The sequence below is a fragment of the Methylovulum miyakonense HT12 genome (assembly GCF_000384075.1).
GTDB lineage: Bacteria > Pseudomonadota > Gammaproteobacteria > Methylococcales > Methylomonadaceae > Methylovulum > Methylovulum miyakonense.
In genome coordinates this window covers 2,604,002-2,620,651 of the sequence record NZ_KB913025.1, presented here as the reverse complement: position 1 = coordinate 2,620,651, position 16,650 = coordinate 2,604,002, and the positions used below count along the sequence as shown (strand labels likewise).

The 16,650-nt window shown below is 53.7% G+C and carries 14 protein-coding genes; 13 read left to right on the top strand and 1 reads right to left on the bottom strand.

Annotation, left to right across the window (positions count from 1 at the left end):
* Positions 1-199 precede the first annotated feature (199 nt).
* The 9 genes from METMI_RS0113170 to METMI_RS0113130 all read left to right on the top strand — a co-directional run bounded on the left by METMI_RS0113170 (position 200) and on the right by METMI_RS0113130 (position 12,839).
* Complete coding sequence (locus METMI_RS0113170; RefSeq protein WP_019866759.1) at positions 200-1,675, top strand: lipopolysaccharide biosynthesis protein; 1,476 nt, start codon at positions 200-202, stop codon at positions 1,673-1,675.
* 82 nt (positions 1,676-1,757) lie between these two features.
* Positions 1,758-2,810 carry an AI-2E family transporter gene (locus METMI_RS0113165; protein WP_019866758.1) on the top strand — a complete coding sequence of 351 codons (1,053 nt, stop codon included), beginning with the start codon at positions 1,758-1,760 and terminating at the stop codon, positions 2,808-2,810.
* Between the two features lie 141 nt (positions 2,811-2,951).
* Positions 2,952-3,818: an OmpA family protein gene (locus METMI_RS0113160; RefSeq protein WP_019866757.1), complete on the top strand. Its 867-nt coding sequence runs from the start codon at positions 2,952-2,954 to the stop codon at positions 3,816-3,818.
* A gap of 281 nt (positions 3,819-4,099) precedes the next feature.
* A complete protein-coding gene (locus METMI_RS24030) occupies positions 4,100-4,420 on the top strand; it encodes a hypothetical protein (RefSeq protein ID WP_019866756.1) in 321 nt (106 codons plus the stop codon).
* Positions 4,420-6,048, top strand: coding sequence for a copper resistance system multicopper oxidase (locus METMI_RS0113150; protein ID WP_019866755.1), 1,629 nt, complete (start codon positions 4,420-4,422; stop codon positions 6,046-6,048). The genes METMI_RS24030 and METMI_RS0113150 overlap by 1 nt, the downstream gene beginning before the upstream one ends.
* On the top strand, positions 6,045-6,947 hold the full coding sequence (locus tag METMI_RS0113145) for a copper resistance protein B (protein WP_232215223.1): 903 nt from the start codon (positions 6,045-6,047) through the stop codon (positions 6,945-6,947). The genes METMI_RS0113150 and METMI_RS0113145 overlap by 4 nt, the downstream gene beginning before the upstream one ends.
* A 394-nt stretch (positions 6,948-7,341) precedes the next feature.
* Positions 7,342-8,622, top strand: a complete 1,281-nt coding sequence (locus METMI_RS0113140; protein WP_019866753.1) for a TolC family protein — start codon at positions 7,342-7,344, stop codon at positions 8,620-8,622.
* Positions 8,619-9,719 carry an efflux RND transporter periplasmic adaptor subunit gene (locus METMI_RS0113135; RefSeq protein WP_019866752.1) on the top strand — a complete coding sequence of 367 codons (1,101 nt, stop codon included), beginning with the start codon at positions 8,619-8,621 and terminating at the stop codon, positions 9,717-9,719. Before METMI_RS0113140 ends, METMI_RS0113135 begins: the two co-directional genes overlap by 4 nt.
* A 3-nt stretch (positions 9,720-9,722) precedes the next feature.
* Positions 9,723-12,839, top strand: a complete 3,117-nt coding sequence (locus METMI_RS0113130) for an efflux RND transporter permease subunit (RefSeq protein WP_019866751.1) — start codon at positions 9,723-9,725, stop codon at positions 12,837-12,839.
* Between the two features lie 93 nt (positions 12,840-12,932).
* Here METMI_RS0113130 and METMI_RS24025 read toward each other — a convergent pair whose 3' ends face one another.
* Positions 12,933-14,960 (bottom strand): copper amine oxidase, encoded by a 2,028-nt coding sequence (locus tag METMI_RS24025; protein WP_019866750.1) that lies wholly within the window; start codon positions 14,958-14,960, stop codon positions 12,933-12,935.
* A gap of 363 nt (positions 14,961-15,323) precedes the next feature.
* Here METMI_RS24025 and METMI_RS26995 point away from each other — a divergent pair, with 363 nt between their 5' ends.
* The 4 genes from METMI_RS26995 (at position 15,324) to METMI_RS0113110 (ending at position 16,650) form a co-directional block, all read left to right on the top strand.
* Entirely contained in the window at positions 15,324-15,512 is a 189-nt protein-coding gene (locus METMI_RS26995; RefSeq protein WP_156829851.1) for a hypothetical protein, read from the top strand.
* 8 nt (positions 15,513-15,520) lie between these two features.
* Positions 15,521-15,934 carry a hypothetical protein gene (locus METMI_RS26990; protein ID WP_156829850.1) on the top strand — a complete coding sequence of 138 codons (414 nt, stop codon included), beginning with the start codon at positions 15,521-15,523 and terminating at the stop codon, positions 15,932-15,934.
* A gap of 15 nt (positions 15,935-15,949) precedes the next feature.
* Positions 15,950-16,228 (top strand): hypothetical protein, encoded by a 279-nt coding sequence (locus METMI_RS0113115; RefSeq protein WP_029151683.1) that lies wholly within the window; start codon positions 15,950-15,952, stop codon positions 16,226-16,228.
* A gap of 83 nt (positions 16,229-16,311) precedes the next feature.
* Entirely contained in the window at positions 16,312-16,650 is a 339-nt protein-coding gene (locus METMI_RS0113110; RefSeq protein ID WP_019866747.1) for a putative toxin, read from the top strand.

The following is a 16,650-nucleotide window of genomic DNA, read 5'->3' as shown; positions in this document are numbered from 1 at the left end:
GATAACAACAAATTTGTTCACAAAAACATTAATTAATCACGGGAAAGGAAGCGCACATATTACCCAAATGAACCGCCTTAATTGCCAATGGGCCATTCCGGATGCTTAGGGAAATAAGGCTAACCCTCCCATTACTATCACCACGAAGCTTACATCTCCTATATAATCCCGCTTCGCTTCCACCCACCCAAACCACCCCATGGGCATCTTAAAAAAACTCGCCTCCCAAACCGCAATTTATGGCCTTAGCAGCATCTTCGCCCGGTTCTTAAATTACCTGTTGGTGCCGCTGCTGACTTATTCGTTCTCGGCGCAGGAATACGGCGTAGTCTCGGAATTTTACGCTTATTCGGGTTTTTTGTCGGTCTTGCTGTTGTGCGGTTTTGAGACGGGCTACTTCCGCTTCCGTGATAAAGAAGAAACGGGCCGTGACACCGCTTATTCCACGGCGCTGATTTTCACTATGCTGCTTAATCTGGTGTTTTTTCTGGGGATATTTTTTGCCGACAAGCAATTGGCGGGCATGCTCAATTATGCCAAGCACCCTGAATATGTCTGGTGGTTCGGTTTGATTTTGACCTTGGATGCCGTCGCTTCGCTGCCGTTTGCGCGCTTGCGGGCTGAACAGAAGGCTTTCCGGTTTGCGGGCATCAAACTGGTTGAAATAGGGGTGACGGTGTTGTCGACACTGTTTTTCATCGTTTACTGCCCGAAACTATACGCCAATAACCCGCCCCCGTGGTTGGGCTATGTCTATGACCCGGCTATTGGTTTAGGCTATGTGTTCATTGCCAATTTGCTGGCTAGCGCGTGTAAGTTCTTATTGTTAAGCCCCCAATTGGCGGGGATCGTTTGGGGCTTTAACCGCCATTTGTTCGGCAGGATGCTGCGTTATTCCGCACCGATGGTGGTGATTGGTTTTGCCGGAATTATCAATGAAATGCTTGACCGCGCCTTGCTGAAATACCTGTTGCCCTTTGATTTTGCCACCAATATGCAGATGCTTGGCGTTTACAGCGCCTGTTACAAGCTGGCGATGTTGATGTCGTTGTTCATCCAAGCGTTCCGGTATGCCGCAGAACCCTTCTTTTTTGCCTACGCCAATAAAACTGATGCGCGGGACGTTTATGCGAAAGTGCTGAAATTTTTTGTGATTTTTTGTGTGCTGATCTTTTTGCTGGTGACGCTATACATTGATGTCTTCCAATATTTTATGGGCGAAGAATTCCGCACGGGGTTGCATGTGGTGCCGGTGTTGCTATTGGCGAACCTGTTCTTGGGCGTGTATGTCAATCTGTCGATTTGGTACAAACTCACCGACCGCACCGGGATGGGTGCATGGGTGTCGCTAGGCGGTGCGGCCTTGACCATTGGCCTGAATGTCTGGTGGATCCCTTTGTACGGGTACGAGGGTTCGGCGTGGGCGACCTTGGCGTGTTATGCCAGCATGGCGGCGGCCTCATATCTGTTGGGGCGGTGGTTTTATCCTGTCCCCTATCCGGTCATGCGTATCCTTGGCTATATTTTGCTGGGGATTAGCCTGTATTTTGCTGAAGAATGGCTGCGGCCTTATCTGGCTTGGCCTTGGTGGCTATTGTCTTCAGGCTTGTTGGGCGAATACCTGTTAACCGTGGCGCTGCTCGAAAAACGCCGTCCCCTCCATATCAAAATCTGACCGCCACTTTTTGTGGACAGCATGTTTTCACAGGGGCTTCGGTGTTAGAATGCCGCACCATTTTAGCAACCTGTAACCTGTCATGAACGATTTACTGCAAATTCGGGCGCGTTTGTCCGCTGTCGCTATCCTCCTGTTATTAGGAGGCTGGGTCGTCCAGGGTTTTTTGCCCCTATTGGCATGGGCGGTGGTGTTGGCAATCAGCACCTGGCCTATTTATAACCGCTTGCTGGCCAGCAAAGAATTGCATGGCAAAGTCACCTGGGGGGCGGTAGCTCTGACGCTGTTCATCGGCGCGATTATTTTGGCACCCTTGAGTTACGGATTGGTCAAGCTGTTTGCGGAAGCGGAAGCATTGGGGCAATGGTTGATGGAAGCGCAAAAAACCGGCATCCCGCCACCCGATTGGTTGGAAGCCATGCCCATGATCGGCACTTCGGCAAAAGAATTTTGGGTTAAGTCCTTAGGCAGCAAAGAAGCCGCCAATAGCACACTGCACTGGTTAAGCACCAGCGGTGCCTTAGGCTATACCAAGGTCTTCGCAGGCCAATTGATGCAGCGCTTGGTCAGTTTCCTGATCATTTTGCTGGTGCTGCTGTTTGTCTACCAACACGGCGACACCCTGAGCCGCCAAGTGTTGGCAAGCAGCCGCCGGATTTTCGGCGATATTGGCGTACGTTATCTGCTGCACGCCGCCGCCGCCGTGCGCGGAACCGTCAACGGCATGATGCTGATCGGCATTGTCAAAGGCCTGTTGCTGGGCGTCGGCTACCATTTGGCGGGACTGGGGCATCCGGCCATTTTAGGCACGTTGACGGGCATTTTTGCCATGATCCCCTTTGCCGCCAAACTAATTTTTGGGGCATGTTCTCTGGTGCTGGCTGCCGAAAGCCATTTCACCGCCGCCGTTGTCCTGTTTAGCTACGGGATGGTGCTGACCTTGATTGCGGATAATTATGTGCGCCCGGTACTCATCGGCAATGCCGTAAAACTGCCATTTATCTGGACCTTGTTGGGGATATTCGGCGGCATGGAAGCATTTGGCCTGCTCGGCCTGTTTTTAGGCCCCACCCTCATGGCGGTATTGATGTCGATTTGGCGTGACTGGATTGAAGATATAGGGAAATCAGCGTAAATTGGGCGCTGTATAAACATTCAGTTTGGATTAAGCAAGGCTACCTATATTTGGCTTCCCCGAATGGCGACATCCAGGCGCATCATTAAGGCTGGCAATGGTCCCATGGACATAATAACCACAACATAAGGCGACACCATCATGAAAAAAATTTTAATAGTAGGCATAACTTCCGCATTGTTAACGGCTTGCGTGACCGACCCCTATACAGGCCAATCGGCTATGGGTAACACCGCAAAAGGTGCGGGCCTTGGCGCATTAGCCGGTGCTGGCGCCGGCGCCTTGTTTGGCGGCAATAAGCTTCATAACGCAGGCTGGGGGGCGTTGGCCGGCGGCGTTGTCGGCGCGGCGGTCGGTGCGTACATGGACAACCAGGAAAAAGAGATGCAGCAATCCCTGCAAGGTACAGGCATACAAGTGCAAAGGACTGCCGAAAACACCTTGAACCTGACCATGCCCAGCAGCATCACTTTCGGTTTTGACTCCGCCGACCTGACCCCACAAGCACAAACCGCATTGGATTCGGTCGGCAGGGTACTAAACCAATATCCTGATTCTTCAGTGACCATCACCGGGCACACCGATGACCAAGGCGCTGACAAATACAACCAAAAACTGTCCGAACAACGCGCCGCAAGCGTGTCGGGTTATTTGTCCCAACACGGCGTCAACTATTCGCGTTTGACGACTCAAGGCATGGGCGAAAAACAGCCCAAACTGCCAAACACCAGTGAAGCCAACCGCGCCCAAAACCGCCGTGTAGAGCTGGCGATTGTCGCCAATAACAACGCCGGGGCAAACCAACAAGGCGCCCCACAACAGCAAGGCTATCCTCAGCAACAAGGTTATCCGCAACAGCAGGGCTATCCACAACAGCAAGGTTACCCTCAGCAACAAGGGTATCCACAACAGCAAGGTTATCCTCAGCAACAAGGTTATCCGCAACAGCAGGGCTACCCACAACAACAGGGTTATCCGCAACAAAATAACCCATACTATCAACAATAGAATGTCCTAAGTTAAGTGCCCGGTTTCAACTTCCCGTAGATTTACGGGCACCTAAGCAACACGAAAACAGGCACACCCTCCTTGGCGTGTGTCCGCCGAATCCGGATTGCAAGGCTTGAAGCCCGCTTAATGTTAGGGGGCAATTAAAGCTTATATCACCTTTGAGCTTGTATGTACCGCCCATTTCTGTTGCCATATCGGCCTTATCCGGACTAACCCAGAACTTTCATAGTAAGCCTATTCAGCAGGCCTACCTCCCAACCCATCCATCGGGCCGTGTGATGTTGGAAACCATCATTAAAGCGATACATGACCGTGAAGAGCTGTCTTTGGCGTACTATAGCCTTGTCCGCATCGTGGAGCCGCATGCCGTCGGCGTGTCAATCACAGGAAGCAATGTCCTGTGGTGCTTCCAAACCCAAGTACGGCCCGCCGCCGCCAAACCCACTATGTTCATCCCCCCTACGCTCTGTTATGACTGGGAATTATTGGAACTCTCACAAATCTCTTCCCTGCATCCTGCCGGAAGGCACTTTGCCAATGAACGGTTTGGCTACAAACGCAGTAACAAACACATGGTAACTATCTTTGCGGAACTTTAATGCCACTATTATCCCGCCGACATTTTCTTGAAGGGCTCATGGCAGCTGGAGCCGCCTCGATACTGCCCAGCTGGTATAAGAGCGCCCAAGCAAAAACTGCCGGAATCCTCAGCGGTACGGAATTTATCCTTACCATCGCCGAAACGCCCGTCAATTTCACAGGATCTGCCCGTATCGCCACCACGGTCAATGGTTCCATCCCCGCGCCGACGTTGCATTGGCGCGAAGGTGACATGGTCACGCTCACCGTCATCAACCAGTTGCAAGAAACCACCTCGATACACTGGCATGGCATTATCTTGCCTTACGACATGGACGGCGCACCCGGCGTCAGCTTTAACGGCATCCCGCCCGGAAGTAGCTTCACCTACCGGTTCAAAGTGCAACAATGTGGCACGTACTGGTACCACTCGCATTCGGGCATGCAGGAACAAACGGGCCTATACGGGGCGATCGTCATCACACCCGCCCAAGAAAGCCTTCAGGCCGACCAAGACTACGTCATCCAATTGTCCGACTGGACGGATGAAAACCCCTTGGCCGTGTTCGCCAAACTCAAAACCCAAAGCGATTATTACAATTTCAACCAGCCAACCGCAGTTGATTTTATCCAAGAAGCCCGCAAAAACGGACTCTCGGCGGCATTTGAGCAACACAAAATGTGGAATGAAATGCGCATGTCGATGACCGACTTAGCCGACATTTCCGCTTACACTTACACCTACCTGCTCAATGGCATGACCGCGTCCGGCAACTGGACAGGCCTCTTCAAGCGCGGCGAACGGGTGCGTTTGCGCTTTATCAACTCCGGTGCCCAGACCTTTTTTGACGTGCGTATCCCTGGCTTACCCATGACCATTGTCCACGCCGACGGGCAAGCGGTTGAACCCGTCACGGTCGATGAATTCCGTATCGGTTTAGCGGAAACGTTCGACGTCATCGTCACGCCCGAACACGACGCTTATACGATTTTTGCCCAATCTATGGACAGAAGCGGTTTTGTTTGCGGCACATTGGCAACCCGCCCAGGCATAAAAGCCGGGATTCCCGCACTGGACAAACCCAAACCCTTGACAATGACGGACATGATGGGCCACGGCACAGCCACCGCGCACCATGCCAAAACCGAGTACGGCGCGGGCGTCGATATGCGCGTTGACAACCCGCGCACCAACCTTGATGACCCTGGCATTGGCTTAAGGGACAATGGGCGGCGGGTATTGGCTTATGCCGATTTGCGCAGTGCCAACGGCATTATCACCGACCACCGGCCACCGGAACGCGACATTGAACTGCATTTGACGGGTAATATGGAACGCTATAGCTGGTCAATAGACGGTGTGGAATTTAGCGAATCCACGCCTATCCATTTCCGTTACGGCGAACGCTTGCGGGTGATTTTCGTCAACGACACCATGATGGCCCACCCCATGCACCTGCACGGCATGTGGAGCGACTTGGAAAACGCCGAAGGTGAAGTGCAGGTACGCAAACATGTGGTGGTCGTGCAACCCGCCCAACGCGTCAGTTTCCGCGTCACCGCCGATGCGAAAGGCTACTGGCCATGGCATTGCCATTTGTTTTACCACATGCACGGCGGCATGTTCCGGGTTGTGGTGGTGGCATGATGAAAATAAACCCGCTGTTACTACTGGCCATCCTGGCTGCCCCGCCCGCCCAAGTCCAGGCCGGAACTGACCCTATGGAAGGCATGGACCATAGCAAAATGTCCCACGGGGGCACGGCCAGCGATCCGCAGCATGCGGTTGATCCCGCTCCAACAGCACATCAGCACGGCCATACCGGAAACCACCCGCCAGCTACCCAAGCGCCTGAAGAAGCACGGGATCCCAACGCCTATTCTGACGGCTATGGTTTTGGCGAAAACATAGCCTATAGCCACAAAGAAGAACACAATCTTGGCGCCTTGCTGGTTGACCGGTTAGAAGGTTTGGGCAATGGCAAGCAAAGCTTGATGACTTACGATTGGCAAGCCTGGTATGGCAAAACCTATGACCGTGCTGTAGTTAGGGCAGAAGGCAACCTGGAAGAAGGCCAATTTGCCGACGCCCGTAACGAAGTGCTTTGGGGGCATGCACTGACCCCCTACTGGGACACCCAACTGGGTGTCCGTTACGACACGGGCTTAGGGCCGGATCGCAGCTGGTTCGCGTTTGGCTTCCAAGGACTGGCCCCATACTGGGTTTATATCGAAGCCACCGCATACGTCGGCGAACAAGGCCGTTTCGCCTTCCGGTTTGAAAGCGAATATGACCTGCTCATCACCCAACGCCTTATCCTCCAACCGCGCATCGAAGCCAATATCTATAGCCAACACGACACTGGGCGCGGCGTCAGCGACGGCCTATCCTCTTTTGAAAGCGGCCTGCGGCTACGCTATGAAATCCGCCGCGAATTTGCCCCGTATATCGGCGTGGAATGGTCAACATCGCATGATGCCAATAGCGCTACGGATACCAGCACGGACAACACACGCTGGGTGGCCGGGGTGCACTTTTGGTTTTGACGGGCTTTGTTGCATAAATCATCGGGATCATGCAATGCTTAAAGCACCTACTGTTGGTGCCCTACCTCCTTTATGCCTAGCACTCAGCCAATGTTGAATTGCCAGCATTATTTTCGTAGGCGCGGGCGGTTGCCCGCCTAACCGCTACGGATGTTGGCACAGGCCCTAAAAAAGGCGGACAACCGTCCGTTCAGGTTTAGATTGGCCCGACAAAAAATCAGTGACCGGGCACTAGAGGTATGCATCCATGCCGCACCCGAACCGACCGCGACGCCTTTAAAACACCTTCCAAACCCAAACCAAAATTTGTCGCATGATAATAGCGCGTGGCGCATAACTTGCTTGCCGAACAAGAACCGTCTTCAGAAACCCATTTGCCTTGCAAACCCATCCGATGAAGAAAAGCCCCCAAACGCCACATTACCGTAAGCCGGGACACTGGCAACTGAGCAAGATATTGTTGGCAAGCATTTTTTGCCAAAGCTATGCTTATTCAGAAACCTTGAGCCTACCGCAAGTGCTTAAGCTGTTGGAAGCAAGCAACCCGTCAATCGCCCATGCCAAAGCCCGCCAAGAATCGGCCCAAGCGGCATGGGTCACTGCCAAAGCTTATCCCAATCCGGAGCTGGAAATAGGTGGCGGGACTTCAACCGGCCTGGGCCCGGGTGCGCTCAGCGGCTCCAACCAACAGATTGTGATAGCCCAGCCGTTAGACCTGCCCTTCGTTAGGGAAGCGCGGCGTAAGATTGCCGAGGCCGGCATCGCGTCGGCAGACGAAGCCAACCGTTACACATGGTTAATCGTCCGTAGCCAAACCAAGCTGGCATACTATGAAATTTTACGGCGTCAGGCAGAACTGCAAGTCAGCAAAGATAATGAACAATTGCTGATGCAAATACGCGACAAAATCAAGCTCAAGGTGTCTGTCGGTGAAGCGCCACGTTACGAACAGGTCAAATCTGAAGCTGAAGCGCTCAATGCCTTAAAATTAAGGGAAAGTGCGGAAACGCGCGTGGATGATGCAAAATCGGCGCTGCGCATGATGTTCGGCCCGGCCATTCCGCACCAATTTAATGCGCAAGGGGAGTTGCCCGCACCACCATCACACCTACCTAGCCTGGAAAACTTACGTGAAGAGGTGCTCGGCAAGCAACCCGTTTTGCAACAATTTAGGGCGGATGCCCAAAAAGCCCTGGCTAAAATCAAGTATGAGGAAAACCTCCGCTACCCGCTACCCACCCTGAAAATGGGCGCACAAAGCGACCCCGGGCTCGAACAATGGCAAGTTAATATTGTCCTGCCCTTACCCGTCTGGAACCAACGGCAAGGCCCGATTGCCGAAGCAGCCGCCGAGCACCGCCAATCCGAAGCCTTGGTCAACCAACAAGAATACGCGGTGGTACGTGAACTGGAAAACGCCTATAACCGCTACCGGATAGCCCACCGCCAAGTGGAAACCTTTGATGCCGGCTTGCTAAAGGAAGCCGAAACGGTGCTGAAAGTCGCCGAAGCCGCTTACAAGCTCGGCGAACGTAGCATCCTTGATTACCTTGATGCGCAACGGACATACCGCACTGTCCGGAACGATTACCTGAACGCCCGATTTGACCGCCAAGACGCACTGATTGACCTGGAACGTTTACGCGCCACCGATTTGGAGAATTTAAAACTATGAACTTGTCCTACCCGCTTATTTTGTTGGCGATCACGTCAATGGCCCATGCAGAAACGCCGATGACCGTCAAGGCTTCCCCCATGCTGATGCAGCAGATCAAGGTCATCGCCATCGGCGAAGGGCAAGTGCATGATTCCCTGCGCTTGCCGGCACGGGTGGAACTCGACCAGCAACGGGTTGCCCGCATAGGGGCGACGGTCACCGGACGCATCACCGAAACCCAAGCGGTGCTTGGCCAGGCCGTCCACAAGGGCGAGCGCTTGGCCACCCTCAACAGCACCGAATTGGGTATGGCGCAATCGGCTTATCTGAAAACCCGCTCGCAACTCAACCTACGCCAACTTGCGGTCAACCGGGCCAAACGCCTATTCGCCAGCGACGTGATTGCCGCCGCCGAACTCCAAGAAAGGGAAAGCATGCTGACGGAGGCGGATGTGGATATGCGTACCGCGACCGACCAGCTGCGCGTGCTGGGCATGTCCGACAGCGATTTGGCGCGGCTGTCCAAAGAAAAAAAAATCCACTCCATGTTGCCGATCACCGCCAGCATCCAAGGCACGATAGTCGAACGCAAGGTCACCGTCGGGCAAGTGGTGCAACCGGCCGACGCGCTGTTCACCGTCGCCGATTTGTCCCATGTCTGGGTGGTTGCCGAACTGCCTGAGCAACAGGCGCATTGGGCGCATACAGGCGATGAGGCCTTGGCCACCATTGCCGCTTTGCCGGAACAGGGGCAAAGCGGCCGTTTGATTTACGTCGCCGATATGGTTGACCCCCAAACCCGTACCGTCACCGTACGCATGGCATTACCGAACCCCCGGCGCATTTTCAAACCGCAAATGCTGGCGACCCTGGTCATACACAAACAAGGTGAACAAGAACTGGTGTTACCGGACTCCGCGGTCATCCGCGTCAATGACCAGGACCACGTATTCGTACAAACCACCCCCGAAGAGTTCACCTTGAAGCCGGTAAAACTCGGCATCCGCGACGGGGCGATGCGCCACGTTTTGGATGGCTTGCAAGCGGGTGATAAAGTCGTTGTGGAAGGCAGTTTCCATCTCAATAACGAGCGCCAACGCAAAGAATTAGGGTAAACCATGATTGAGGCTTTGATTAGCGGTGGGTTACAAAACCGCATTTTAGTGGTGGTGCTGGCCATTGGCTTAGGCCTGTTTGGCATTAACGCCTTAAAAACCTTGTCCGTCGACGCTTTTCCCGATGTCACCAACGTGCAGGTACAAGTCGCCACTGAAGCGACCGGACGCTCGCCGGAAGAGGTCGAACGCTTCATCACCGTGCCGCTGGAAATTGCCATGACCGGCTTGCCGGGGCTGACCGAGATGCGCTCCTTGAACAAAAACGGCTTGTCGCTGATCACCTTGGTGTTCACCGACAACACCGATGTCTATTTTGCGCGGCAATTGGTGATGGAACGGCTGATGGAAGTCAGCCACAACATGCCGGAGGGGGTCACACCGATTTTGGGGCCGGTGTCCACCGGTCTAGGCGAAGTATACCAATACACCCTGGACAAGGCCGATGACGGGCAAAACACCTTAAGCCAAGCCGAGCTGATGCGCCGCCGCGAAGTCCAGGATTGGGTGGTGCGGCCGCTACTACGCGGCATCCAGGGCGTGGCGGAAATTAACTCCCAAGGCGGTTACATCAAGCAATACCAAGTCCTGGTCAATCCCGACCGCTTGCACCATTACAATATTGCCTTGGGCGATGTCTTCAACGCATTGGCGCAAAACAATGCCAACAGCGGCGGCGGGGTATTGCCGCATTATGCCGAACAATACCTGATCCGCGGCGTGGGCCTGATCCGCGATGTCGCCGACATCGGCAATATCGTTCTGAAAGAGGCGCACAGCGTGCCCATCCATATCCACGATGTGGCCGAAGTGAAAATCGGCCATGAAGTGCGCGTGGGCGCGGTCATCAAAAATGGCTACACCGAATCGGTGGGCGGCATAGTCATGATGCTACGCGGCGGCAACGCCAAGGAAGTGGTCAGCCACATCAAAGCGCGGGTACAGGAAATCAACGGCAAGAACATGCTGCCGGACGGCCTGAAAATCGTGCCCTATTATGACCGCAGCGAGTTGGTCGATGCCGCGTTGCACACCGTCACCAAGGTGTTGATGGAAGGCATCGCACTGGTGGTCATCATCTTGATATTGTTTCTGGGTGACCTGCGCTCCAGCGTCATCGTGGTGTGCACCTTGGTGGTCACGCCGCTGGCCACCTTTATTGTCATGAACCAACTGGGCATTTCCGCCAACCTGATGTCCTTGGGCGGCTTGGCGATCGCCATCGGCCTGATTGTCGATGGCTCGGTGGTGGTGGTCGAAAACGCCTTCACGCTGTTGGGGATCCGCAAAGGCCGGGCGACCAGCCGCATCAAAGTGGTGTTGGCGGCCGCCATGGAAGTGGCGACACCCGTGCTGTTTGGCGTCGGCATCATCATCGTGGTGTTCCTGCCCTTGATGACCTTGCAAGGCATGGAAGGCAAAATGTTTTCGCCACTGGCCTTCACTATCGCCATCGCTTTGTTGATTTCGCTGATATTGTCGCTGACCTTAACGCCCGTTTTGTGTTCGTTTTTGCTGAAAGGCCATGATAAGCATGACCACGACACGGCCATCATCGCCTTCATGAAAAGGCCTTACCTCAAATTGCTGGATATGGCTTTGCAGCACGGCAAACTGGTGGTGCTGGTGGCGGCCGGGCTGTTTGCCGGCACCATCGCCATCTTGCCGTTTTTGGGCAGCTCGTTCATCCCGGAAATGAAGGAAGGCTCGATTGTGCCGGGCATTAACCGTACCCCCAATATTTCCTTGGATGAATCCATCAAAATGGAATCGGCGGCAATGCGGATGATTATGGACATTCCCGGCGTGTTGTCGGCGGTGTCCGGCCTAGGACGTGGCGAAAGCCCGGCCGACGCGCAGGCGCAAAACGAATCCACCCCCATCATCAGCTTAAAGCCGCGTGACCAATGGCCAAAAGGTTGGGATCAGGACACAATTGCCGATGCCATGCGCGATAAGCTCAACACCAGCCTGCCCGGTATCCAAGTGGTGATGGCGCAGCCGATTTCCGACCGCGTCGATGAAATGCTCACCGGCGTGCGTTCGGATTTGGCGGTGAAAGTTTTCGGTGATGATTTGGAGCAACTGAAAGCCACCGCCAATGCCATCGCGAAAGTGGCCGCCAACGTTAAAGGTTCACAAGACATCCGTGTGGAGCGCCTGACCGGCCAACAATACCTGTCCATTAGCGTCAACCGCGAAGCCATCGCCCGCCACGGCATCAATGCCTCCGCCATCCACGACGTCATCGAGACGGCGATAGGCGGCAAAACCGCCACGGAAATCTACGAAGGCGAGCGGCGTTTTTCCGCCGCGGTGCGCCTGCCGGAAAATTTCCGCAACAGCATCGAAGCGATAGACGCGATTTTGCTGACCTCCACTAACGGCGCACGGGTCCCGTTAGGGGATTTGGCGGACATCCGCCTAAGCGACGGGCCTTCGCAAATTAGCCGCGAAATGGGCAAACGCCGGATTGTCATTGGCGTCAATGTGCGCGATCGGGACTTGGGCGGCTTCGTCGCCGAATTGCAACAGGCGGTCGCCCAGCAAGTCAAGCTGCCGGAGGCCTATTATCTGGAATGGGGCGGGCAATTCCAAAACATGGAACGTGCCTTGGGGCATTTGAAAATCATCATCCCCATCACCATCGGCGCGATTTTCTTCTTGTTGTTCATGCTCTTCAACTCACTGCGTTTTGCCGCGCTGATTATCTTGGTGTTGCCGTTTGCGTCAATTGGCGGCGTGGTGTCGCTGTTCATAACCGGCGAATACCTGTCCGTCCCCGCCTCGGTCGGCTTTATCGCCTTGTGGGGCATCGCGGTGCTGAATGGCGTGGTGCTGGTGTCGTACATCCGCAATCTGCGTGATAATGGCCTAAGCCAAATTGATGCCATCCGCCAAGGCTGCGCCCAACGTTTCCGGCCCGTCATGATGACCGCGACCATTGCTTTGCTGGGCCTGGTGCCGTTCCTGTTTGCAACCGGGCCGGGTTCGGAAGTGCAACGGCCTTTGGCGATAGTGGTGATTGGCGGCCTGATAACCTCTACCTTGCTGACGCTGGTGATGTTGCCGACCCTGTACCGGTGGTTTGAGGAAAAACGTGGGGACGGGTTAAGTTAGCTGCCAACCAAGTGCCTAGCCAATGCGCCCACATAAATTGGTTTGGTAAGCGCATCCATTAAGGACGATGCGCTTACCCCAAAACCGTATCCGCTAATCCAGCGCAGGATTACGGCGGAAAAAGCCATAGGGCACGAGCTTAAAAGCCAACAGGCTTTCAGTGTTCATCACCGGATATTGCTCAACATCGGGTATGTGCGTCAAACCACTTGTCACCCACAACACCAAGTCTTGGTCCACTAAATTTTCCGTACCGGAATACTTTGGCAACCCTTCCCCAACGCCACCTTGGTTTGGATAGTCGCCAGTGGCATACAACTCATTGGCCTGATACTGGGTCACCCACAACGGGTATTCTACAAAGGCGGCGCGTTGCCGGGCGGGAAAAGTGCTGGCGGCGTAAGGGACGGCCGTATCCCCCAAAGCCAAGGTGTAACCGGTAGGCATCCCTAAGGCATTTTTGGCATCGGCGCTAAAGATTTTCCAGCTACGCGCCTTGTCGATATTGGCAGGGCGTTTCGCTTCCGCTTCGTCCTTCAGCAACGTTTCCTCGGCGGCGAACGCATTGCCCAGGCTGCTGTCTCGCGGGCCCACATTGCTTTCGCTAATGCGGTTTGACCTGCCATCAACATCCAAATCCACACGGAAGTTAAAAAAATGCTGATGGTTGGGGGCGGCGACCAAAGCCGTGCCGCCATCCAAAGACCGGGCCACATCAACGACATGACCATGTTTGGAACCTTCGCCAATACTGTTCACGCCCTGGTTTAAGGTGGTGCCTGTCGCGTCCACCCGCACTTCCAACGCGCCAGTCATGTGGAAAATATAATTCACACCGTAAATATAATTGCCTATCCACGCATTGGAGGTTATGACCAATTCGCGGGCTTCGCGCCGGTCTTGCCCGGAAGAACTGGGATCCACCCGTTTCCACAATAAGCCGGCATTGCGCTCATAAAGCGCGACCGCGTTGGGGAAAACCAGGGAGCCACCGACATCATCGGCGATACGGGCATTAAAAAAGGCCGCGTTGCCCGGCACGTCCACATTTGGCGCCAGCGGGTTGGCATAGCGGCCCATACCGTATTCCCCGGCATCAAACGCCGTACGCCACACCCAATTGCTGTCCGGGACGCCATAAGGCACAAAAATCTCGCTTAAACCCAAGCGGTAAGCGACCGGGCGCAGCACCCCTTTGTTTTCATGGCTTAAGGTATAGATCACCAAGCCTTCACGGGGATGCAGCGCGAAACGGAAACGCCAGCCCTGCCAACTCACTTCCTGCCCACACAGCTTATAGCCAGGTTGGTCTTGCACAACTTTCAATGGTGCCAAAGGCTCATGTTGGCTATCAGTGCCTTGGCCCTGGTATTGGGAAACGGGCATGACCACGGTATCGGTGACTTGCAGCACTTTCAAGCGGTTCATGTCCACAGCCACCACCACGCCTTCGATGGGGCGGTCATAGGGGTTGGGCTTGCCGCCGCCCAAGAACGACAAAACCCGCATAATACGCGTCCCTGGTGGTACCGTGTTGCCGTCACGGTCAACGCTGATGGGCAAGTCGCCGCCCGCCCAAACATCGAGATAAACATCATCAGGGTTAACACCGCGTTTTTGCATGGCCGCACGCCAACTGGCGTCTTGGCTTACTATTGGCAAAACCGTGGTGTATTCGTCAAAAAACGCGGGGGGTTGGGTCGCCTTAGGCAATGGCACAAAGCTTAAGATTTTTCTTGCCCCCAAATCCACGATGGCCCGGTACAATTGGTTATTGGGCCGGTCATAAGCTTCCACCACCGCTTGCCGGGTAAATGCCTTACCCGCCTGATAGGACAACACTTCCGCTTTAGGGGGCTCGTTGAGCACCACATTCGGGAAAAACACCCCGGCAGGCAGACCCGGATGGGCCTTGACCAAAGCCACGGCATGCTCTATTTCCAAGCGGCCCAGCGGATCCAATGGATGTTGGCAAGCCTCGGATGCCGATTCCGTAGCGGACGGCAATTGCAAAGCGGCCGCCCGTTGGATGTCGTTGATCCGAGGCGACATACTGGTGGGTACGGAAGCGGCATTAACCGTGAAGGTGGTTAAACTGGCAAATAAAATACAGTGGCGCATAGGGAATATCCTTTACATTTTCTGGCTTGGGCAATCTTGCACTATCTACAAAAAAATTCGTGGGGGTTGGGTAAAACAACGGCTATTTGAAATCAGGATGAGGTTAGCATCCTACCCTTCCCTTCTTGGCCGCCGTCATTTGAAGCATTTAGCATTTTAAAAATGCCTGCCATATTGATACCTTTAAGCTAGTGTGTAAACGTTTTAACATTGAATTTTTGTATCACCCATACCATAACTGAAATGGGGTTGTACTCACAGTAGGCGCATTACGACTTATATGGGCGCAGGAGGTAGGGCAACCGCCTGCCCGGCGTCACCGGACAGCCCACCGTCGTCCGTTACCAGGACAGCAACGGGCGCATGCCCCAATACACCTACTTTAAAGGCCCTAGCGAGCGCAAACGGCTGCTCTATGACCGTATCGGCAACGTCATCCAACTGGACGAACTCGTCCTGGGTTCCAGTTTTCACCGCTATGTGCGTCGTGGGGTGTATCCAGAGAATTGGGGTAATGATGTCAATGTTTCCAACGTTACGGTGGAGGAGTGACGCGAACGATGCGGTTCGTACCTCACCGCATCCTACGGGCTGGTGCTATAATATGTGCAACCAACCCTGTTTTATGCAAAAAAGCAATTCAGGGCTGCTTTGATTCAATTAACAAAATGTTCAATGAAGGCGTGTCTCCTGAAATTGACCCTAAAGAGATTGCAGGAAAAACGCCATCCCAGATCGACAAAATTGCGAAGGGCAAGGGTTTGATCCCAAAAGGTGACCCTGAAACGGGCAATGGTTCTTACATTGATCCAGTTACAGGCAAGCAACGAGTTTTAACTCATCCTGAGCCGGATAGTGGTTGTTCTGGCTCTCACTGCCATGTAAACAATCCAACAGGGGAAAGATTAGACATCAACGGTAATGTTGTGCCTGCAAATTCACCTGATGCGCACCTTCCTTTAAATTACCCTTAGAGAGATTTAGAGCTTATGCATGACTGGACTTTGCTTTCCATCGTAGTTGAGTGGATGAAAGGTATAGTTACGATTACCTTTGATACTTATGAATACAATCGCGTAACTTTAACAGCCGAAGGACTGACTGAATTAGTTGTTCCTAAACATGATGAGTGGGGAGAAAGCGTATCAGTTAATAAAGTACAAGGCCCCGTGAAACTTGAAAATGGTAATTACCATTTGGCTTTAGAAATTCAATCAGGAGATACGATTACCCTCGAAGCAAGGTCTATTCAAATGCCAAACATATAGCGAGCCCGTATGCAGCGATAGCGGAATACGGGGTTCGAAACCGCACAATTGCCAATTCCGAAACCTCATGCCGGAATAGTGCGATGACATACGGCATGTCGTTGCCGAAAAATCCCGTAATCCGCTTCGCTCCTTACGGGCTACTTGCTGCCGTTCGCTCCCAAAATGACATTGGTGACAGGGAGCGTTTTAGAGTTAATGGTCGTGATAGAATCTCCGATGGTTCAAATAGAAATGCCGTCAGCGAAGTAAAAAATGTTCAAAATACACAAAGCCTTACTCAACAGATACGAGACACTATCCAGCATGCTCAAGAAACGAACAGAGCAGCCGATTTATATTTACCGGAAAGCACAAAGGTGACCGGGCCGTTGCAAGACGCAATTGATAATGGGTTCGTTACTCGAAAACCAATTCCCTAG

Coding starts and splice junctions, on each gene's coding strand:
- METMI_RS0113170 (WP_019866759.1), top strand. CDS start 200: ATGGGCATCTTAAAAAAACTCGCCTCCCAAACCGCAATTTATGGCCTT.
- METMI_RS0113165 (WP_019866758.1), top strand. CDS start 1,758: ATGAACGATTTACTGCAAATTCGGGCGCGTTTGTCCGCTGTCGCTATC.
- METMI_RS0113160 (WP_019866757.1), top strand. CDS start 2,952: ATGAAAAAAATTTTAATAGTAGGCATAACTTCCGCATTGTTAACGGCT.
- METMI_RS24030 (WP_019866756.1), top strand. CDS start 4,100: ATGTTGGAAACCATCATTAAAGCGATACATGACCGTGAAGAGCTGTCT.
- METMI_RS0113150 (WP_019866755.1), top strand. CDS start 4,420: ATGCCACTATTATCCCGCCGACATTTTCTTGAAGGGCTCATGGCAGCT.
- METMI_RS0113145 (WP_232215223.1), top strand. CDS start 6,045: ATGATGAAAATAAACCCGCTGTTACTACTGGCCATCCTGGCTGCCCCG.
- METMI_RS0113140 (WP_019866753.1), top strand. CDS start 7,342: ATGAAGAAAAGCCCCCAAACGCCACATTACCGTAAGCCGGGACACTGG.
- METMI_RS0113135 (WP_019866752.1), top strand. CDS start 8,619: ATGAACTTGTCCTACCCGCTTATTTTGTTGGCGATCACGTCAATGGCC.
- METMI_RS0113130 (WP_019866751.1), top strand. CDS start 9,723: ATGATTGAGGCTTTGATTAGCGGTGGGTTACAAAACCGCATTTTAGTG.
- METMI_RS24025 (WP_019866750.1), bottom strand. CDS start 14,960: ATGCGCCACTGTATTTTATTTGCCAGTTTAACCACCTTCACGGTTAAT.
- METMI_RS26995 (WP_156829851.1), top strand. CDS start 15,324: ATGCCCCAATACACCTACTTTAAAGGCCCTAGCGAGCGCAAACGGCTG.
- METMI_RS26990 (WP_156829850.1), top strand. CDS start 15,521: ATGCGGTTCGTACCTCACCGCATCCTACGGGCTGGTGCTATAATATGT.
- METMI_RS0113115 (WP_029151683.1), top strand. CDS start 15,950: ATGCATGACTGGACTTTGCTTTCCATCGTAGTTGAGTGGATGAAAGGT.
- METMI_RS0113110 (WP_019866747.1), top strand. CDS start 16,312: ATGACATACGGCATGTCGTTGCCGAAAAATCCCGTAATCCGCTTCGCT.